Origin of the sequence: Chryseobacterium sp. JM1 (genome assembly GCF_000737715.1) — a bacterium.
GTDB lineage: Bacteria > Bacteroidota > Bacteroidia > Flavobacteriales > Weeksellaceae > Chryseobacterium.
In genome coordinates this window covers 12,374-31,640 of record NZ_JPRN01000012.1, presented here as the reverse complement: position 1 = coordinate 31,640, position 19,267 = coordinate 12,374, and the positions used below count along the sequence as shown (strand labels likewise).

20 protein-coding genes are annotated in these 19,267 nt (G+C 35.9%); 18 read left to right on the top strand and 2 right to left on the bottom strand.

Features of this window, described 5'->3' with window-relative positions; translation table 11 throughout:
- Nucleotides 1–14: 14 nt before the first annotated feature.
- From asnB to IW22_RS17970, 18 genes are all read left to right on the top strand, one after another.
- Nucleotides 15–1,829, top strand: a complete 1,815-nt coding sequence (gene asnB / locus IW22_RS18055) for an asparagine synthase (glutamine-hydrolyzing) (protein WP_081873975.1) — start codon at nucleotides 15–17, stop codon at nucleotides 1,827–1,829.
- Nucleotides 1,830–1,842: 13 nt separating this feature from the next.
- Entirely contained in the window at nucleotides 1,843–2,877 is a 1,035-nt protein-coding gene (locus IW22_RS18050) for a polysaccharide biosynthesis protein (RefSeq protein ID WP_034729220.1), read from the top strand.
- A 7-nt stretch (nucleotides 2,878–2,884) separates the two neighbouring features.
- A complete protein-coding gene (locus IW22_RS18045; RefSeq protein ID WP_034729217.1) occupies nucleotides 2,885–3,313 on the top strand; it encodes a WxcM-like domain-containing protein in 429 nt (142 codons plus the stop codon).
- Nucleotides 3,310–4,428: an NAD-dependent epimerase/dehydratase family protein gene (locus IW22_RS18040; RefSeq protein ID WP_034729214.1), complete on the top strand. Its 1,119-nt coding sequence runs from the start codon at nucleotides 3,310–3,312 to the stop codon at nucleotides 4,426–4,428. The genes IW22_RS18045 and IW22_RS18040 overlap by 4 nt, the downstream gene beginning before the upstream one ends.
- 584 nt (nucleotides 4,429–5,012) lie before the next feature.
- Complete coding sequence (locus tag IW22_RS18035; RefSeq protein WP_228384062.1) at nucleotides 5,013–5,684, top strand: O-antigen ligase family protein; 672 nt, start codon at nucleotides 5,013–5,015, stop codon at nucleotides 5,682–5,684.
- Nucleotides 5,632–6,768 (top strand): non-hydrolyzing UDP-N-acetylglucosamine 2-epimerase, encoded by a 1,137-nt coding sequence (gene wecB / locus IW22_RS18030; RefSeq protein ID WP_034729208.1) that lies wholly within the window; start codon nucleotides 5,632–5,634, stop codon nucleotides 6,766–6,768. The genes IW22_RS18035 and wecB overlap by 53 nt, the downstream gene beginning before the upstream one ends.
- A 3-nt stretch (nucleotides 6,769–6,771) precedes the next feature.
- Nucleotides 6,772–7,977 (top strand): glycosyltransferase family 4 protein, encoded by a 1,206-nt coding sequence (locus IW22_RS18025; RefSeq protein ID WP_034729206.1) that lies wholly within the window; start codon nucleotides 6,772–6,774, stop codon nucleotides 7,975–7,977.
- Nucleotides 7,978–8,038: 61 nt separating this feature from the next.
- Complete coding sequence (locus IW22_RS18020; RefSeq protein WP_051891301.1) at nucleotides 8,039–8,677, top strand: sugar transferase; 639 nt, start codon at nucleotides 8,039–8,041, stop codon at nucleotides 8,675–8,677.
- A gap of 4 nt (nucleotides 8,678–8,681) precedes the next feature.
- Entirely contained in the window at nucleotides 8,682–9,245 is a 564-nt protein-coding gene (locus IW22_RS18015; RefSeq protein WP_034729203.1) for a GNAT family N-acetyltransferase, read from the top strand.
- Nucleotides 9,245–10,261, top strand: coding sequence for a hypothetical protein (locus IW22_RS18010; protein WP_034729201.1), 1,017 nt, complete (start codon nucleotides 9,245–9,247; stop codon nucleotides 10,259–10,261). The genes IW22_RS18015 and IW22_RS18010 overlap by 1 nt, the downstream gene beginning before the upstream one ends.
- A complete protein-coding gene (locus IW22_RS18005) occupies nucleotides 10,254–11,276 on the top strand; it encodes a hypothetical protein (protein WP_034729199.1) in 1,023 nt (340 codons plus the stop codon). Before IW22_RS18010 ends, IW22_RS18005 begins: the two co-directional genes overlap by 8 nt.
- A 12-nt stretch (nucleotides 11,277–11,288) precedes the next feature.
- The gene (locus IW22_RS18000) at nucleotides 11,289–12,425 is read left to right on the top strand and encodes an aminotransferase class I/II-fold pyridoxal phosphate-dependent enzyme (RefSeq protein WP_034729196.1); all 1,137 of its coding nucleotides are present in this window, start codon (nucleotides 11,289–11,291) and stop codon (nucleotides 12,423–12,425) included.
- 16 nt (nucleotides 12,426–12,441) lie between these two features.
- Entirely contained in the window at nucleotides 12,442–13,011 is a 570-nt protein-coding gene (locus IW22_RS17995) for a sugar transferase (protein ID WP_034729193.1), read from the top strand.
- Nucleotides 13,012–13,042: 31 nt separating this feature from the next.
- Nucleotides 13,043–13,588: a dTDP-4-dehydrorhamnose 3,5-epimerase gene (rfbC, locus tag IW22_RS17990; RefSeq protein WP_034729191.1), complete on the top strand. Its 546-nt coding sequence runs from the start codon at nucleotides 13,043–13,045 to the stop codon at nucleotides 13,586–13,588.
- 95 nt (nucleotides 13,589–13,683) lie between these two features.
- Nucleotides 13,684–14,985 (top strand): 30S ribosomal protein S12 methylthiotransferase RimO, encoded by a 1,302-nt coding sequence (gene rimO, locus IW22_RS17985; protein WP_034729188.1) that lies wholly within the window; start codon nucleotides 13,684–13,686, stop codon nucleotides 14,983–14,985.
- 355 nt (nucleotides 14,986–15,340) lie between these two features.
- A complete protein-coding gene (locus tag IW22_RS23765) occupies nucleotides 15,341–15,967 on the top strand; it encodes a hypothetical protein (protein WP_051891292.1) in 627 nt (208 codons plus the stop codon).
- Nucleotides 15,968–15,982: 15 nt separating this feature from the next.
- Complete coding sequence (locus IW22_RS17975; RefSeq protein WP_034729186.1) at nucleotides 15,983–16,702, top strand: hypothetical protein; 720 nt, start codon at nucleotides 15,983–15,985, stop codon at nucleotides 16,700–16,702.
- 1,070 nt (nucleotides 16,703–17,772) lie between these two features.
- A complete protein-coding gene (locus tag IW22_RS17970; RefSeq protein WP_034729183.1) occupies nucleotides 17,773–18,144 on the top strand; it encodes a septal ring lytic transglycosylase RlpA family protein in 372 nt (123 codons plus the stop codon).
- Between the two features lie 63 nt (nucleotides 18,145–18,207).
- On the opposite strand, the gene IW22_RS17965 is transcribed toward IW22_RS17970, so the two are convergent.
- Entirely contained in the window at nucleotides 18,208–18,972 is a 765-nt protein-coding gene (locus IW22_RS17965; RefSeq protein ID WP_034729182.1) for an exodeoxyribonuclease III, read from the bottom strand.
- Nucleotides 18,973–19,032: 60 nt separating this feature from the next.
- Nucleotides 19,033–19,263, bottom strand: a complete 231-nt coding sequence (locus IW22_RS17960; protein WP_316931669.1) for a YciI family protein — start codon at nucleotides 19,261–19,263, stop codon at nucleotides 19,033–19,035.
- Nucleotides 19,264–19,267 lie beyond the last annotated feature (4 nt).

Sequence of the window (19,267 nt, the reverse complement as noted above, 5' to 3'; positions counted from 1 at the left end):
AAAACACAAAAAAAATGTGCGGAATATCAGGATTAATTTATAGAGATAAAACACGAATTGACAATACTATTCTGAAAAGAATGACAGATAAAATGTCTCACAGAGGCCCTGATGCAGAAGGTTTTTATATTAATGAAGATTCAAATCTGGGGCTAGGGCATAGAAGACTGTCCATTATTGATACCAGTGAAGCCGCAAACCAGCCATTTTTTTTTGAAGATAAACATGTTTTAGTATTTAACGGTGCTATTTATAACTATATTGAAATAAGAGAAGAGCTTGAAAAGCAGGGATATACATTCAAAACCAATTCCGATACGGAAGTTCTCATTGCATCATACGACTGTTGGGGCGAGGAATGTACAAAGAAATTCAACGGAATGTGGGCGTTTGCTATTTTCGATTCTGAAAATAATAAACTGTTCTGTTCCAGAGATCGTTTCGGAATTAAGCCGTTTTACTACTATGCCGATCATGACAAATTCATTTTTGCCTCAGAAATAAAGCCGATTTTAGAAGTCGAAAAGATTGAAAAAGTAAATGTTCAGATACTCCTCCAATATTTGATTATGAATATGGGGGATTATAAGGATACTTTTTTTGAAGGGATAACTATATTGCCGGCTTCTCATAATCTGGTCTACGATTTCAATACCCATCAGTTTCAGATGTATAAATATTATGAAATTGAATTTAATAAAGAAATAAATAAACTGAACCTTGATGAATCTATCAAACTTTTTGAAGAAAAATTTGAAGAATCGGTAAGGCTAAGACTAAGGTCAGATGTGAAAATTGGAAGTGCGTTAAGCGGTGGTTTAGACAGCCCTTATGTTACTTCTGTCGCCAATAAAATTATAGACAAAAAAAATAATAGAGACTTTACAGCCATCACTGTAGGATCATTAGACAAGAGAGATGATGAGAGCGGTTTGGCCAAAATAATTTCGGAAGCCTTAAAAGTAAATCATGATATTGTAATTCCAAAACCTGATGAATTTAATGAAATTCTGGAAGATGTGATTTTCATGCATGAAGAGCCTTTTGCTGAATTATCAATTTTCATGCAGAATTTTTTAATGAAGGAAGCTAATAAGTTGGGAATTAAAGTTTTTCTGGACGGCCAGGGTGCTGATGAAATTTTATTAGGCTACAGCAGATATACGGCAGCATTTTTAAGAAATCATGGCTGGATATCCAACATAAAATTTTTGAGGGGAGTTAAAAGCCACTATAATATTTCCATTCTGGAAGCAGTAAAAATCTATTTTTACTTTTCAAATTACTTTATAAGAAAGATGAGACTTCAAATAAGAGGCTCCATATTAAAAAAGAAATATTTGGGAGTGATCAATTTCGTCCAACTGAAAACGCTTGCAAAATCTTATAAAAATATTTTTGAACTTCAGAAAAATGAGATTTTTTATTTCCTCCTTCCCTGTATCTTAAGAATAGAAGACAAAAATTCCATGTTATATTCTATAGAGTCCAGATTGCCGTTTTTAGACTATCAGTTTGTAGAAACGGTATTGTCTATAAACAATAATTATAAAATAAGGGATGGATGGTCTAAATATATATTAAGAAGAGGCCTGGAGAAATTTGTCCCAGATGAAATTACCTATAACAATAGAAAAATAGGTTTAAATGCTCCCGTTGAACATTGGTGGCCCAGATCAGAAAAAATTATTGAAACCATTAATAATTCGAAAATTATTCAGGAAATTTCAAAAAAGAAATTTGATTTTATAGAAGACCGGGATTTGGAATGGAGACTTTATAACATCGCAGTTTGGGAAAAACTGTATAACATGAAGATAGAAAAATAATAAAAAAACGCATATGCAGATAAAAGATAAAATACTTCTTATCACAGGGGGAACAGGTTCATTTGGAACCGCTGTGTTAAGAAAGTTTATAAATACAGACCACTTTAAGGAAATACGTATTTTTTCACGTGATGAAAAAAAACAGGATGATATGAGAAATCAGTTTAAAAATGATAAACTGAAATTTTACATCGGAGACGTAAGAGATTATAAAAGTGTAGAACCCGCCATGAGAGGGGTGGATTATGTTTTCCATGCTGCTGCATTAAAACAGGTTCCCTCATGTGAATTCTTTCCTATGCAGGCCGTGAAAACTAACGTTGAAGGAACACAAAACGTTATTGACGCTGCCGCACAGAATAAAGTGAAAAAAGTGATCTGTCTCAGCACCGATAAAGCTGCTTATCCTATCAATGCAATGGGGATTTCCAAAGCAATGATGGAAAAAGTAGCGGTGGCAGCCTCTCGTAATTTAGAAGATACTACAGTTTGCCTTACCCGATACGGAAACGTAATGGCCTCAAGAGGATCTGTAATTCCACTGTTTATCAAACAGATTAAAAGTGGAGACCCTATTACCATCACAGATCCCAATATGACCAGATTTCTGATGTCTCTGGAAGAGGCGGTGGATCTGGTATTGTTTGCATTTGAACATGGAAATTCCGGTGACCTATTTGTGAATAAAGCACCTGCAGGAACCATTGGAGATCTTGCACAGGCATTAAAGGAAATGTTCAAGGCAGATAATGAAATAAAAATTATCGGAACTAGACATGGGGAAAAGCTTTACGAGACATTGTGTACACGTGAAGAAATGATCAAGGCTGAAGATATGGGTGATTTTTACAGAATTCCTGCAGACAACAGAGATCTGAATTATGCCCAGTATTTTTCCGAGGGAATTGATGATATTTCTAAAATTGAAGACTATCATTCTCACAATACAGAACAGCAGGATGTCGAAGGAATGAAAAAGCTGATGCTGAAACTTCCATTGATAAGAAAAGAAGTTCTGGGAGAAGATATTATGCAGTACCCTGACTAAAAAACGGATGGAAATACCTGAATTCATTGCAGGAGGGAAATATGCTGATGAAAGAGGCAGCCTGTTTTTCAATAACAGTTTTAATGCAGCCGGTATCAAAAGGATCTATTTTATAGAGAATGCGGATACGGAATTCATCAGAGGATGGACTGGCCATCAAATTGAACAGCGATGGTTTTCAGCAGTAAAGGGAAGTTTTTGTATAAGATTTATAAAAATAGATAACTGGGAAAACCCTGCTGCAGAATCTGAAATCCTGGAATTTGAAGTCAATGCAGATACCCTTGATATCCTGCATATGCCTAAAGGATATATAAGTGCAATACAGGCAAAAACGAAAGAAGCAAAACTGCTGGTAATGGTAGATCATGCTTTGGGAGAAGTTAATGATGACTATCGGTTCCCGGTAGATTATTTTAAAAAATTATCAAGATGAAGAAAATAGGAATTACCGGGCAGAAAGGTTTTGTCGGTTCACATTTATACAACACATTAGGCTTAAGACCGGAGGATTTTGAAAGAGTAGACTTTGAAAAAGAATACTTTGAAACTCCCGAAAAGATGGATGAATTTGTAAAGCAATGCGACGTCATTGTCCATCTTGCTGCCATGAACCGTCATCCGGATCCTGAAGTCATTTATGCAAGCAATGTAGAACTGGTACAAAAACTGGCTGACGCTCTGGAAAGAACAGGCTCTAAAGCTCACGTACTCTTTTCATCTTCATCTCAGGAAGAGAGAGACAATCTCTACGGGAAATCCAAGAAAGAAGGCCGCGAAATCCTTGCCGCCTGGGCAGAAAAATCGGGAGGAACATTTACTGGAATGATTGTTCCCAATGTTTTTGGACCTTTCGGAAAACCCAATTACAACTCATTTGTTGCTACGTTCTGCTACAAGCTTACCCATGGAGAAACGCCTGTGATTGATACTGACGGTGAAGTAAAACTGATCTATGTCGGAGAACTGGTTCAGGAAATAATCAGTCAGATAGAATCCGGAGAAACCCACAACTTGCATGAAGTTGCTCATACATCCGTTAATAAAGTGTCGGATGTACTGGCCAAACTGGAGAACTATAAAAAGCTGTATTTTGATAACGGCGAAATTCCGGTATTGGAATCTAAATTTGATTTAAACCTTTTCAACACATTCCGCTGTTATTTTGATATTAAAAATCATTATCCTGTTAAATTTACACAGCATACAGACCCAAGAGGTGCTTTCGTTGAGGTAATCAGACTGGGAATCGGTGGACAGTGTTCTTTTTCCACGACTGTTCCCGGAATTACACGCGGAAACCATTTCCATACAAGAAAAATAGAAAGATTTGCAGTGATCAAAGGAAAAGCCCTGATCCAGCTGCGCAAAATAGATACCGGTGAAGTTCTGGATTTTTATCTGGACGGTACAGAACCTGCCTATGTAGACATGCCGGTTTGGTATACCCATAATATCAAAAATATTGGTGATGAAGAATTGTATACCATATTCTGGATCAATGAACCTTTTAATCCGGAAGATGCAGATACTTACTTTGTAGAAGTTTAGTTTACATGAATAAAATAGTGAACCTGAAGACGCTGTCAGAAAATAATCTTGAAACCTATTTCTTGGTTATTACACTGTTTGGATATATCTTTTGTTATGTAAATCTTTACAATTCAGATACAGTGTCTCACACCCTTAATCTATTAATCAGAGGGACGGTTTTACTTTCATCATTATATTTTATCTTTCAGAATATTAAGATCATAAAGCAAAGAATCTGGGTTATTGCTATTTTTATTTTATTCTATTTTCTGTATCAAATAAAAGCAGTCTGTACTTTTACCAATTCCTATTTCGCTCCGGATGGCTTTCAGGTTTTGAAGAATGATTTTTATTATTACTGTTTGATTATCATTCCTTTACCAGTGGTTGCGCTCTTAAGTCTTGACTATGAAAAGGTAAATTTTAAACTGTTTTATAAAATTATTTTTTGGTTTCTTTTTATTATTTTAGGCGTAAATTTTCTGCATAGTACCCTAATAGTAAAACTTAAAAATGGAGGGGGGATATTCAGATCCTATTATATTTTAACAGGACATTATGGATTAAGCTTAGTTTTGATAGGTTTGTATAATTTCCTGTTTTTGAAAACCAAAAACTATGTGTATTTATTAGGAATCTTGCTTGGATTATTTCCAATGTTTATGTCTTCCGCAAGAAGTCCTGTATTAGCTTTAGCAACTGTCATTTTACTATTTATTGTCATCAAAAATAGCAGACGATATTGGATGTATTTTGGTTTAAGCTTAATCCTATCTGTTATTGGCCTTTTTGTTATTTACAAAAGTGGATTTAAAAATGATATATTATTTTTTAGAAGACTAAATGAAGCTGTTTTTGAAGGTAAAGCGTCAGGAAGATCTTATTTTCTGAATAAAGGGATTGAAGAGTTTACGAATAATCCTCTATGGGGAGGGAGAATCTTATTTGAAGATGGGATGTATGCCCACAATTTATTTGTTGATATATTGATGTCAACAGGGTTGATAGGATTATTTCTATTGATATGTTATTATAAATATGTTGCAAAAGGTTTTATAAAAATTTTAAAAAATATTGAGGCATACAAAGAAAGCGGTATGATAGCTTTTTTTTTCATGCAGTATTTTGTTTTGGCACAAACGTCAGGAAGCCTTTATTCATCGTTTGAACTTTGGTATTTTAGTGCTGTCATAATAGGGTTAAGTTATATAAATTTAAAAAATGAAAAAATTAAAAGTAATGACAGTCGTGGGTACGCGACCGGAAATTATTAGACTATCGAGAGTATTATCAGCTTTGGATGCATCTGAAGCCATCGAACATATCATTGTCCACACCGGACAGAATTATGATTATGAACTTAATCAGATTTTTTTCGAAGACCTGGGCCTAAGAAAACCGGACTTTTTTCTTGAAGCAGCCGGAAAAACAGCCACTGAAACTGTTGGAAATATCCTGATTAAAATCGATCCGCTTCTTGAAGAACAGCAGCCGGATGCATTTTTAGTACTTGGAGATACCAATTCATGTCTGTGTGCTATTCCTGCAAAGAAAAGGCAGATTCCGATTTTCCATATGGAAGCAGGGAACAGATGTTTTGATCAGCGGGTACCGGAAGAAACCAACCGTAAAATTGTAGACCATACTTCAGATGTTAATTTAACATATTCTGACATCGCCCGTGAATACCTTTTAAGAGAAGGTCTTCCTGCGGACAGAATTATCAAGACAGGTTCTCCGATGTTTGAAGTTTTAAACCATTATCTTCCTGAGATCAAAAGCTCAGATGTACTTTCAAGACTGAATCTGGAAGAAGGAAAATACTTCGTGGTTTCATCACATAGAGAGGAGAACATCAATTCAGAAAAGAATTTCAGAGGATTAATAGACAGTCTGAACGCAATCGCTGAAAAGTTCAGTTATCCTATCATTGTTTCCACTCACCCGAGAACTAGAAATATGATTGATAAAATGAAGCTGGAAGTAAGACCTGAAATTCAGTTTTTAAAACCACTTGGTTTTCACGATTACAATGCACTGCAGATGAGAAGTTATGCCGTTCTTTCAGATTCAGGAACAATTTCCGAAGAATCTTCAATATTGAACTTCAGAGCGCTTAACATCAGAGATGCGCATGAAAGACCCGAGGCTATGGAAGAGGCATCCGTAATGATGGTAGGAATGTCACCCGAAAGAATTCTTCAGGGGCTGGTACAGCTTGAGGAGCAGAAAATAGGAGATGAAAGAAATTACAGACAGGTTGCTGACTATTCGATGCCTAATGTCTCCCAGAAAGTGGTAAGAATAATTTTAAGTTATACCGACTATATCAACAGAGTAGTTTGGAGAAAAAGCTAAACAATGAATATATTGTTTCTTACTTTAGCGAAAATAAATACATTACAGGAACGAGGTATTTATCATGATCTGATGCGGGAGTTTTCCGACCATCAGCATAACGTTTATGTCGTATCACCTGTAGAAAGACGCGAAAAACAAAAAACAACATTAAAAAAGGAAGGCAATGCTGTTTTTTTAAATGTTAAAACCTTAAATATCCAGAAAACCAACTTTATTGAAAAAGGAGTTTCTACCCTCACCATTGAAAAATTATTCTTAAGGGCGGTAAAAAAACACTTTTCTCAAGTCAAGTTTGATCTCGTCATTTATTCTACACCGCCTATTACATTTACGGGGGTCATCAAATACATCAAAAAGAGAGACAGTGCCAGAACATACCTGCTGCTGAAAGATATCTTTCCACAAAATGCGGTAGATATGAAACTGATGTCCCATACGGGTATCTTATACAAATATTTCAGGAAAAAAGAAAAAGAGCTGTATACCGTTTCAGATAAAATAGGATGTATGTCCGAAGCCAATGTACAGTTTGTTCTCAATCACAATTCATACGTTCCAAAGGAAAAAGTGGAGATCAATGCAAACTCTATCCGTCTGCAGCCTTCCAAAATCCCTTCTGATCAGGAAAAAACTGCTATAAGAACGAAATACGGAATTCCTGCTGATAAAAAAGTCTTTATCTATGGTGGAAACCTTGGGAAGCCTCAGGGAATTGATTTCCTGATAGAAACTTTAAGAGCAAAAGCAGAAGATGACCATGTGTTTTTTGTGGTAGCCGGCTCAGGAACAGAGTACGATAAAATCAAAGGCTGGTTCGATTCTTTTAAACCTACAAATGCCTTACTTCTTTCTGCCGTTCCTAAGGCTGATTATGATTTGCTGGTACAGGCTTGTGATGTAGGTCTGATTTTCCTGCATAAAGATTTTACCATCCCGAATTATCCCTCCAGACTGCTTTCGTATCTTGAGTACAGAATGCCGGTGCTTGCAGCCACAGATCCTAATACGGATATCGGAACAGATATCGTGAAAAATGGTTGTGGAATGTCTGTGTATTCAGGAGATTTAGCAGCAATGATCATTGCTGTGGATACCATGATCAATATGGATGGCCCCAAATTTGAAGAAATGAGCCGGAATGGACTGAAGTTTTTGGAAAGAGAGTTTCAGGTTTCAACTTCGTATCAGAAAATAATAGAATCATAATAAGGATCTGTTTAAAGACAGGAGGTCAATACAGACAGACACAGTAAAAATATAGATGCAGATGTATAAATTATTTATAAAAAGAATTATCGATTTTATTTTAGCTTTAATCTTTTTACTGATCTTCAGCCCGATATTTTTATTCGTAATGATAGGTCTTTGGATGGTTAATCAGGGAAGCCCTTTTTTCTTTCAAAAAAGAGCAGGGAAGAATGATCAGATCTTTAAAATTATTAAGTTTAAAACAATGAATGATAAAAAGGACAGTGACGGGGTCCTGTTGCCGGATACAGAAAGGCTTACATCATTTGGTTCATTTGTAAGAAAAACATCCTTGGATGAGTTGCCTCAGTTTTTTAATATTTTAAAAGGAGAAATGAGCTTAATAGGGCCGCGTCCCCTGTTACCGGAATATTTGGAATTCTATTCTGAATACCACAAAAGAAGACATTGGGTACGTCCCGGAATTACAGGATTGGCTCAGGTAAAAGGAAGAAATCAGATGAAATTTTCAGAAAGATTCAATAATGATGTTTATTATGTCGAAAATCTTTCCTTGACTTTAGATATAAAAATTATATTTTTGACTGTGAAATCTATTTTATTTAAGTCATCAACAATTGTAAACGGACAGACGGTAGATGAGGTTGATGATTTGGGAATCAGCAGAAATTTAAGTAAAAATCATTTTAAAAAATAAGAATATGAATATTAGAGGGAAAAAAGTAGTTTTGAGAGCAATAGAAAAAAGTGATTTGGAATTATTGCTTAAATGGTCCAATGACCCTGAAATTAACTATATGTTAGGAGGATGGCATTTCCCTTCCGGAATGAGCGATCAGGAAAAATGGTTTGATACATTATCACTGAATTCAAATAATCAGAGATTTGCTATAGATACTGAAGACCTGGGCCTTATAGGAATGGCCAACCTTGTAAACATTAATTGGAAGGACCGGAATGCATTTCATGGAATGCTTTTAGGAGATAAAGATATGAGAGGTAAAGGCTATGGAGTAGATACCATCATGGCGATGAACCGTTATGCATTTGAAGAACTTGGACTGATGAGAATGAATGGTTCTATGATTTCTTATAATGAGGCCTCAATAGGTGTTTATACAAAAAAATGTGGCTGGGTAGTAGAAGGTGTCAAGAAAAACCATTATTTCAGAAAAAATCAATGGTGGGATGAAGTTGTTGTAGGAATTACACGTGATGACTACTTTAAGGTTGTCAACGAAAATAATTATTGGGAGAAAGAGTAATGATTAAAGAATTTGGATCAGATTTTCATTATATATATTCAGAAAAAGGACAAAGCCATTTTCTTGATGATCAGGAGTGTCTGAATTTATTTTTTTCAGGAAGAGCAGCCGTATATAATCTTTTGAAGGTGGGTATTGCAGAATACAAATGGAAGAAGGTAGGCTTTCCTGGTTACTATTGCCATGAAGTAGTAGATTTTTGCCGGGATTTAGATATTGATATTGTGTATTATCAATATAATCCTCTTGAAAATAATAGGATAGAATGGGATGATAATGAAGGGGATGTACTGGTAAATGTGAATTTTTTTGGAATAAGAAAAGCAGATGTAAGTCATCTGAAAAAAACGGTAATTATAGAAGATGTGACCCACGATTTGCTAAGTACAGGACGGTCTTCCGCTGACTATGTTTTTGGGTCATTAAGAAAGCAGCTTCCTATAGGAGTTGGAGGCTTTTGTATAGTAAAGGAAAATGATTTTTTTACGGATACCCACGAAACCGTTGCAGCTGATGAAGCTTACCAAAAGAAATCTGTAGCCATGTTGCTAAAAGCTGATTACCTGAAAAATAATTTGGACAGTAATACACTTTACAGACATTATTATCAGGAAGCTGAAAAGATGTTTGAAAGCCGTCTGACAGATTCTCTTATGCCTCAACAGGCGATTGCTCAGTTGGGTACATTTCCTATTGAAGATTTGATCAATACAACCAGAGAAAATATTTCATTTGGTGTTAAAGAGCTCAAGCCGAACAATAGCTATCAGGTTCTGAATAATGAAAATGGTTTTTGTCTGGTGTTATACTGTAGAGCGAGTGAGATCAGAGATCATTTAAGAAACTATTTAATAGAACATAAAATATTTCCGGCAGTTTTGTGGCCCAATCAAATTTTTGAAAAAGACAAAGATTTACAAGGCCGGATACTGTGTATTCATATGGATTTCAGATATTCCCATGAAGAAGTGAAGCATATTGCAGACAAAATAAATACCTATTTTGAAAATGTATAGATTTGAAATTATAGATAGATCCCAGCCGGAATGGAACAAGATCGTTAAATCTTCTGATGTCTATGATTTTCATCATACGTCATATTATCATTCAATAGATAACAGTTTTTCAAATAAACTGTTTGTTGCTTATCAAGATAACGACTTTGTTGCTTTGCCATTGGTCATCAGACCAATCGGAGAAACCGGATTTTTCGACTGTACATCTGTATACGGATATGCAGGACCCGTTACAAACAGAGAAAATTTTGATTTTGAGGCTTCTTTTAAATCTTTTTTTAAGGAATCATTTGATCAGTATTGCATAGAAAATTCCATTGTGTCAGCATTTTCAAGATTACATCCCCTGATCGAACAGTCAGGATTCTTTGATGGCTTTGGAAAGACTGTTGACATTAATAAGACGGTAGCCATTGATCTTACCATTCCCGTTGACCACCAAAGAGCTCAATACCGGAAATCCAATAAATCAGAAATAAATCAGCTGAAAAGAAAAGGCTTCGTTGTTACGGAAGCAATAACTCAGGATGATATAGATCACTTCGTTTCAATCTATTATGAAACAATGGAACGGGTGAATGCTTCTAAGGGATACTTTTTTTCTAAAGAATATTTCAATTCTTTCCTCAACAATAATGACTTTGACAGTAAACTGCTTTTAGCTAAGTATGATAATAAAATTACAGCTGGAGCTATCTTTACAATGACTGAAAAGATCATGCAGTATCATCTTGCCGGGACTACTGAAGAATACATCAGAGAAACTCCGATGAAACTGATACTGGATGAAGCAAGACTTTTGGGAAATGCGCATCAGATGGAAACATTACATCTGGGAGGAGGTGTCGGTGGGAGTGACGAAGATTCTCTTTTCAGATTCAAATCTGGTTTTTCAGATAAACAGTGTAATTTTAGGGTATGGCAATATATAGTTGATGTTTCCAAATACAATGAACTCTCAGAAAGAATTAGAGATAAAAACAGTAGCTTTTTCCCACTTTATCGCAGTGAATAAAATAAATACAATATGAACAGTAAAATCTGGCTTTCCTCACCACATATGGGCGGAAACGAACTAAAATATATCAACGAAGCTTTTGCAGAAAACTGGGTAGCTCCTCTGGGACCCAACGTAAACGGATTTGAAAACGATCTGGAACAGTTTCTTGGAAATAATGTTAAAGCAGCTGCACTTTCAGCAGGAACGGCAGCACTTCACTTAGCCCTGATAGAATGTGGTGTACAGCATGGAGATGAAGTAATCTGTCAGTCGATGACGTTTTCAGCTTCAGCAAATCCTATCGCATACTGTGGCGCACAGCCCGTATTCATAGACAGCGAATCCGATACTTGGAATATGTGTCCTAAAGCCCTGAAAGAAGCTATAGAAGACAGAATAAAGAACGGTAAAAAGCCTAAAGCCATCATTGTAGTGCATCTTTACGGAATGCCTGCAAAAATGGACGAAATTTTAGCCATCGCGGAAGAATACGAGATTCCGGTGATTGAAGATGCGGCCGAAGCTTTAGGTTCTTCTTACAAAGGCAGAGGCTGTGGAACATTTGGCCGTTTCGGGATTCTAAGCTTTAACGGAAACAAAATTATTACGACTTCCGGGGGGGGCGCATTAGTATGTCATACTCAGGAAGATAAAGATAAAGTGGTCTTTTTATCCACACAGGCAAGGGACGATGCTCCGCATTATCAGCATTCTCATATTGGATTCAATTACAGAATGAGTAATATCGTGGCTGGAATCGGACGTGGCCAGATGGAAGTTCTTAAAGACAGGGTAGCAGCACGTAGAGCCATGCATGACTTCTATGTAGAGCTTTTCAGAGATATCGACGGTGTAACCGTGTTTTCTGAGCCTGCTGATGACTATTATTCCAATCACTGGCTTTCTGCTATTATCGTAGATCCTGAAATAACAGGAAAAGACAGAGAAAGTCTAAGACTTACTTTTCTGGAAGATCATATAGAATCAAGACCATTATGGAAACCAATGCATTTGCAGCCTGTTTTTGAAAATGCGCCTTATTACGGAACCAATGTTTCTGAAAAACTTTTCGATAACGGACTTTGTCTGCCTTCAGGATCTAATTTGTCTGACGAAGAAAGAGAAAGAATCGCCAGCGTAATTAAATCTTATTTCGGATCTTAATATTTCAGGCCAGCCGATGAGTGAGTATACATATTGGAAAAACATTTTTGATAGAACATTAGCTTTAATTCTGATTGTTTTCCTGATGCCTTTACTCATCATCTTAATATGTATTGCAGCGATTGATACAGCTTCCGGAGGATTATTTGTACAGAAAAGAATCGGACAGTATGGAAAACCGTTTATGATCTATAAATTCAGAACGATCCATAAAAATAAAGAAATCTGTTCCCGAACAGGACTTGCAATGAGAAAATTTAAACTGGATGAGCTGCCACAGATTTTCAATATTTTAAAAGGCGATATGAGCTTTGTAGGTCCAAGACCGGATATCGAAGGATATTATGACAGACTGGAAGGCGCAGACAGACAAGTGCTTGAATTGAAACCCGGCCTGACATGTGAAGCAAGCATAGAATACAGAAATGAAGAGACCCTGTTGAAAGAACAGGTTAATCCTTTGCAATACAATAATGAGGTCCTTTTTCCTCAGAAAGTAAAAATGAATCTGGCATATCTGGAAAAAAAATCTTTCAAAAATGATATGAAGATTTTGTGGAAAACGTTCGTAGCAATTATAAATTAAAAACTGACCAAGCCTTCTTAAACTTTAAAACATGAAAATAAAAGAAACCCCACTTAAGGATTGTTATATCATAGAACCCACTATATTCGAAGATGAGAGAGGTTATTTTTTTGAAAAATTTAATGAAAAAAAATTTGAAGAACTCACCGGAATGAACGGACATTTTGTTCAGGATAATATATCAAAGTCTTCCTATGGTGTTCTCAGAGGGCTTCATCTGCAGAAAGGAGAGCATGCTCAGGCCAAATTAGTATCCTGCCTTGAAGGAAAAGTTTGGGATGTTGCAGTAGACCTCAGAGAAGATTCTCCCACTTTCGGAAAATGGTTCGGAATAGAGCTTACCGCAGAGAATAAGATACAGATGTATGTTCCCAGAGGATTCGGTCATGGATTTTCTGTACTGAGTGAAACCGCTGTTTTTTCTTATAAATGCGACAACTTTTACAATAAAGAATCAGAAGGGAGCGTAAAATTTAATGATCCGGATTTAATGATAGACTGGAAGATTGACGAAAAAGATATGGTACTTTCTGAAAAAGATGTGAATGCCCCCGGTGTCAGCGAAAAAAACTTTTAAATAAAACCTTGAAAACCACTTTGCTAAAGTGGTTTTTATTTTTTGGTCACTACTCTTTTATTATTTTGTATCTTTGCACACTCAAAATCAAAACGATGCGCACAAAATCTGTAGGGAAGAAGAAAATCAATGTGGTTACACTTGGATGCTCCAAGAATGTATATGATTCTGAAGTATTAATGAGCCAGCTGAAAGCTAATGGAAAGGAAGTGGTTCATGAAGACCGCGGAGATATCGTAGTGATCAACACATGTGGGTTTATAGATAATGCTAAAGAAGAATCTATCAACACCATCCTTGATTACGTAGAAGCAAAAAACAGAGGCGAAGTTGAGAAGGTTTTTGTTACCGGTTGTCTTTCAGAAAGATATAAGCCGGATCTTATCAGAGAAATACCTGATGTGGATCAGTATTTTGGAACGAGAGATCTTCCGATCCTGTTAAAACATCTTGGTGCAGATTACAAGCACGAGCTGGTAGGGGAAAGATTGACCACTACGCCAAAGCATTACGCATACCTTAAGATTTCAGAAGGCTGTGACAGACCATGTTCTTTCTGTGCTATTCCATTAATGAGAGGAGGTCACGTTTCTACACCTATTGAAAAACTGGTTTTGGAAACTCAGAAATTAGCAAAAAAAGGAACCAAAGAAATTATTCTTATTGCACAGGATCTTACGTATTATGGTCTTGATATTTATAAAAAACGTGCGCTTGGAGAACTCTTAAAAGAATTGGTGAAAGTGGAAGGGATTGAATGGATCCGTCTTCATTACGCTTTCCCTAGCGGTTTCCCTGAAGATGTTCTGGATATCATCCGTGAAGAGCCTAAAGTTTGTAACTATATAGATATCCCTCTTCAGCACATCAATTCCGACTTGTTGAAATCCATGAAGCGTGGGACAACTCACGAAAAAACCGATGCATTATTAGCCAAGTTCAGAGAGAAAGTTCCGGGTATGGCGGTAAGAACTACTTTGATCGTAGGATATCCTGGAGAAACGGAAGAAAGATTCCAGGAACTGAAAGACTGGGTTAAAGAGCAGAAATTTGACAGATTAGGGTGTTTCACTTATTCCCACGAAGAAAATACTGGTGCTTATGTATTGGAAGATGATATTCCACAGGAAGTGAAAGAAGCAAGAGTAGAAGAGATCATGGAACTGCAGTCACAGATTTCATGGGAGAAGAATCAGGAGAAAATCGGAAAAACTTTCAGATGCATATTTGATAGAAAAGAAGGGAATTATTTCATCGGAAGAACAGAATATGATTCACCTGATGTAGACAATACAGTGCTGGTTTCAGCAGAGGAAACATACATCTCTATCGGAGAGTTTGCAGAGGTGAAAATAACTTCTGCTGAAGAATTTGACTTGTATGGAGAATTAGTCTGATAACTTGGAAGTTACAGCTCCTATTTCTGATTTTATTTTTTTAACAGATAATTAAAAATATTAATAAAATTTAACACGGATTATACAATCGCTTAATTATAGATAATGTTGATTTTCAATAGTTTATCATTTTGTTATATAAAACTATTTTATTTTTTTTATATAATGTGAATAAATTTGAAAATTATGTCTTAAATTTGCGCAATAAGCAATGTTTTAAAATCAAATGCTTCAAGCAGTTGCCTAGTTATAAAAGCTGAACACAAACAGTCTGAATGATAAGCACAAGTTGAGATGCATCTTCCATTTTGGAAATATTGATGGAAAATAATGTAATTTAAATCTTTAAAAACTTATGAAAAAATTTTTATTAACAGCGACAATGCTCGTTGGCCTTTCGGCAGTTTCCAAGGCTCAGCAGGGACGTGTAGGGATTAACACGACTACACCTTCCGCCACTTTAGACGTAGTAGCCAATACTACCGATAATGCCAGACCTGATGCCTTACTAGTCCCTCGTATGACCGCAGCACAATTAACTTCTAAAGATGATACTGCTGGTACTTATGGTGCTCCTCAGAACGGAGCTATTATTTACATCACTTCCGGAACTGGTGCCGGAGCAAGAAAAGCGAAAATTACCGGTGCAGGATTCTACTATTTTGACAATACTGTTCCTGAATGGAAACCTTTCGGTGGCGGTGCTGCTCCAGCTGGAATGACTGTAAGAGCGCAAACAGCGGCTACAATTTCAGATACAGATTTGAATAATGCAGTTCTTGTAACGTCCAATGTTACTTTTAACTTAGGTGGATTAACAAAAACTAATGGTAAAACAATTACATTTATTGATGCTACCAATGGTGCTTTTTTCAGCGTAACCGGAACTCACAGTACTGCTCAAACTACTCCTCTTCAATCTGGAGGTTCGTTGTCTTACATTTGTGATGGGACAAATTGGTATAGTTATAGTTCATTCTAATATAAAAACACAGTTATGAAAATATATTTAAAATCAGTGTTGTTGGCCCTTGTTGCGGCATCTAGCACTACTTTTGCTCAAGTAAGATCAAATGGTACTGTAAGTGCTACCATAGCTACGCAGTCTGTATTTTTAGATGCTTCAGCAAACGGATTTACAACTTCAGCTAATAATGGAAAAGGGATCGCTTTTCCTAGAACGAATTTAACTTCGTTTACATTTGCTACGCCAGTTACAAGTGCACTTAACTTTCCTACTGCATATGATGGTATGATTGTATACAACTCTGTAGCGGGTACTACTCCTGCTTCAGGTTCAGGTATTGGTGGTCAGACGGTTGCTGCAGGTTTTTACTATTTCAGCAATCCTACTCCTACACCTGCATTCTCTTCAGCATCTGGTCAATGGTTACCATTAGGCGGAAATCCAAAGGTGAATTTCAGCAGTGCTGAAGTAGCAACAAATTCATTGGTGAATAATGCTCAGGTGTATGCAATCAAAGGACAGTTTACAGCTACAGGAAGTTCTACAGCTGTTGATATTCCTTCTCCTACCGGAATGACTGCACTATACGGAATTACTATTTATAGAGCGGGTACAAACACTGTCTATGACAGAAGCTTATACTCTTATACTGTGGCTACCAGTGCAGGAAATGCAATTACAGGTTCTCCAAGTATGTCAGTTGTATATCCTTCAGGAACATATGACTATGTAATAGAATACTTAAAATAAGGTTTATTCTTATAAACTGCATAAAATGTAAAACCAATGAGCAATCATTGGTTTTTTGTTTTAATGAGCAGATGTTCATTGATTTTGAAGCGTGATGAATTCAGTATCTAATTTGAATAAGCATGGGGTCAATTTCAAAACTTGGGGAGCAACCTTTTTTAAACATTAAGACATTAAGATCTTAAAAGATGGAGTGCTTAAAGAACTTAAAAAAATCAACTTATTAATTTCTTCATTCATAGCAATAATCTTGCTGCTTAAATCCTTAATGTTTAAATTAAGAAATAAACTAAAGTTTATTGAGGTTAAGAAAATTAAGATCAATTTTAAACAGATTATCATAGGTTTGATTGCATTTTTTTTTACGCCCTAAGTTTTGAGATTGATCCTAATCATGCAAAGGGCTAAACTTCAATTCAAGTATTCAGATTAATGGCCTTCTATCATATATAGAAGGTATCAGAATTAAACCCCTTTGAATAAATAACAGAAATGCTGTTTTTCGCTCTAATTTTTGGAACTTATACATTCGGGATTTAAGACAGAAGAAGAATATATTATTGATTATAAGACGGATTTGGTATTCAATTTGTTTATACTAAATAGAGAACATTGAAAATGAAGATCAGAAAATGTTGGTTTAACAATGATTTTTACAGACTCATTCATTTGACTGTTAAAAATCATTGTTAAAATAAATACTGCTGATTGTAGTATATAGGCTTAAAAGACTTCTATCAAGTGGTTCTGCACATTAAAGTTCTTAAAACTTTTAGATTTTAAAATGATAGAAGTGATTTTATTTAATTTTCACAATTTATTTAAAATATTGATTATCAGTTATTTATTGTTTTTGAATTTTGGATTTTTTCGTTAATAAGTTAATTATGTTAACTTTTGACCTGTTTTTTTAACGTTTTTTAACAGTGTGGTCTAAAACCCCTGTTAATAGGAACTTACAGGCTTTGTTAACATATTATTTTGTTTTCGTTAACGGTTTTTAACATATAGAGTAGGGACTTTACAACATTCCTTATACTTTTGCTCCGTCAAAACCAATAAAATTCAAGATGATGAAAAGATTCATTCTCGTAATCATAATGATGATTTCAACCTTAGGTGTTTATTCTTTTACAGGTAATACCTTAGATGCGAAGAAAACAAGTTATGCATCGTACTACCACGATAAGTTTAATGGTAGAAAAACAGCAAGCGGAGAGATCTTTAGTAATTCAAAGTTCACCGCTGCAAACAGAACGCTTCCGTTTGGAACTAATATTAGAGTTACCAATCTGAACAATGGAAAACAGGTGATAGTGAAGATTAATGATAGAGGACCTTTCCATGCATCAAGAGCATTAGATATTTCTAAAGCCGCGTTCGATGAAATCGGAGATATCAGTCATGGTACCATTCCGGTTGAATATGAAATTGTCGACTAAATTTATGATTTAAATTTAAAAAAGCCAGCTGATTCAGCTGGCTTTTTACTTTTGTCGTCTTTTCTAGACATCCAATTCCAATAGAGCAGGGCAGTGGTCGGAATGCACAGCCTCCTTTAATATAACCGCTCTTGAGAGTTTATCTTTAAGCGTATAGGTCGCAAAATTATAATCCAGTCTCCAGCCTTTATTCTTTGCTCTCGAATTCTGCCTGTAACTCCACCAGGTATAATGATCCGGTTCACTATTGAAAAATCGGAAACTGTCGATCAATTCACATTCTTCGATAAAGCTGGTCATCCATTCTCTCTCCATTGGCAGGAAGCCGGAAACGTTCTTTAAACGGATCGGATCATGAATATCAATCGCCTGGTGACAAATATTGAAATCCCCGGAAATAATAAGGTTAGGAATCGTTTTGCGCAACTCCTTTATATAAGTAAGGAAGTCGTGGCAGAATTGCATTTTGAATTCCAGCCTTTCGATATTACTTGCGGAAGGAACATAGACTGAAATTACAGAATATCCGTCAAAATCTGCACGGATGATCCTGCCCTCATTATCATAGCTTTCGATACCACATCCGTATTCAACATGATTCGGTTTGATTTTAGAGGCAATTCCGACACCGCTGTAGCCTTTTCTTACGGCTGAGTGCCAATAACTGTGATAACCGATTTTTTCAAGGCTTTCGATGTCGATCTGATCGTTTCCCGCTTTACTTTCCTGAATGCAGACGATGTCCGGGTCAGCAGTTTTCAGCCACCCCAGAAAATCTTTCGTAAAGGCAGCCCTGATTCCGTTGACATTATAGGTGATTAACTTCATGAGTTTTTTATAAAAAAATTAAAGTGTTCGTTATATTTTGATGGAATAAATTCAATGATTTCATAATCCGCTACCTGATGAATATAAAAAGGGATCTTTCCTGATGATTTCTTCTACTTCATTCTTAGAACCGGCATTGGCAAGAATAATTCCCCCGATTCTAGGTTCTTTCCTTCCGGAAGCGATAAAATTTCCGGCAGTGTAGTGTTGGTCTAAAAAATCATTGTGTTCAGGAATGAAACGTTCTACGTTCTCCAGAGATGTTTTGTAGGTCAGCGAAATAATAAACATTGTT

What these genes read in the sequence shown, in the direction of transcription:
- wecB (WP_034729208.1), top strand. Translation starts at nt 5,632, where the DNA reads ATGAAAAAATTAAAAGTAATGACAGTCGTGGGTACGCGACCGGAAATT.
- IW22_RS17970 (WP_034729183.1), top strand. Translation starts at nt 17,773, where the DNA reads ATGATGAAAAGATTCATTCTCGTAATCATAATGATGATTTCAACCTTA.
- IW22_RS23765 (WP_051891292.1), top strand. Translation starts at nt 15,341, where the DNA reads ATGAAAAAATTTTTATTAACAGCGACAATGCTCGTTGGCCTTTCGGCA.
- IW22_RS18000 (WP_034729196.1), top strand. Translation starts at nt 11,289, where the DNA reads ATGAACAGTAAAATCTGGCTTTCCTCACCACATATGGGCGGAAACGAA.
- asnB (WP_081873975.1), top strand. Translation starts at nt 15, where the DNA reads ATGTGCGGAATATCAGGATTAATTTATAGAGATAAAACACGAATTGAC.
- IW22_RS17975 (WP_034729186.1), top strand. Translation starts at nt 15,983, where the DNA reads ATGAAAATATATTTAAAATCAGTGTTGTTGGCCCTTGTTGCGGCATCT.
- IW22_RS18010 (WP_034729201.1), top strand. Translation starts at nt 9,245, where the DNA reads ATGATTAAAGAATTTGGATCAGATTTTCATTATATATATTCAGAAAAA.
- IW22_RS18040 (WP_034729214.1), top strand. Translation starts at nt 3,310, where the DNA reads ATGAAGAAAATAGGAATTACCGGGCAGAAAGGTTTTGTCGGTTCACAT.
- IW22_RS18020 (WP_051891301.1), top strand. Translation starts at nt 8,039, where the DNA reads ATGTATAAATTATTTATAAAAAGAATTATCGATTTTATTTTAGCTTTA.
- IW22_RS18015 (WP_034729203.1), top strand. Translation starts at nt 8,682, where the DNA reads ATGAATATTAGAGGGAAAAAAGTAGTTTTGAGAGCAATAGAAAAAAGT.
- IW22_RS17960 (WP_316931669.1), bottom strand. Translation starts at nt 19,263, where the DNA reads ATGTTTATTATTTCGCTGACCTACAAAACATCTCTGGAGAACGTAGAA.
- rfbC (WP_034729191.1), top strand. Translation starts at nt 13,043, where the DNA reads ATGAAAATAAAAGAAACCCCACTTAAGGATTGTTATATCATAGAACCC.
- IW22_RS18050 (WP_034729220.1), top strand. Translation starts at nt 1,843, where the DNA reads ATGCAGATAAAAGATAAAATACTTCTTATCACAGGGGGAACAGGTTCA.
- IW22_RS17995 (WP_034729193.1), top strand. Translation starts at nt 12,442, where the DNA reads ATGAGTGAGTATACATATTGGAAAAACATTTTTGATAGAACATTAGCT.
- IW22_RS18005 (WP_034729199.1), top strand. Translation starts at nt 10,254, where the DNA reads ATGTATAGATTTGAAATTATAGATAGATCCCAGCCGGAATGGAACAAG.
- rimO (WP_034729188.1), top strand. Translation starts at nt 13,684, where the DNA reads ATGCGCACAAAATCTGTAGGGAAGAAGAAAATCAATGTGGTTACACTT.
- IW22_RS18025 (WP_034729206.1), top strand. Translation starts at nt 6,772, where the DNA reads ATGAATATATTGTTTCTTACTTTAGCGAAAATAAATACATTACAGGAA.
- IW22_RS18045 (WP_034729217.1), top strand. Translation starts at nt 2,885, where the DNA reads ATGGAAATACCTGAATTCATTGCAGGAGGGAAATATGCTGATGAAAGA.
- IW22_RS17965 (WP_034729182.1), bottom strand. Translation starts at nt 18,972, where the DNA reads ATGAAGTTAATCACCTATAATGTCAACGGAATCAGGGCTGCCTTTACG.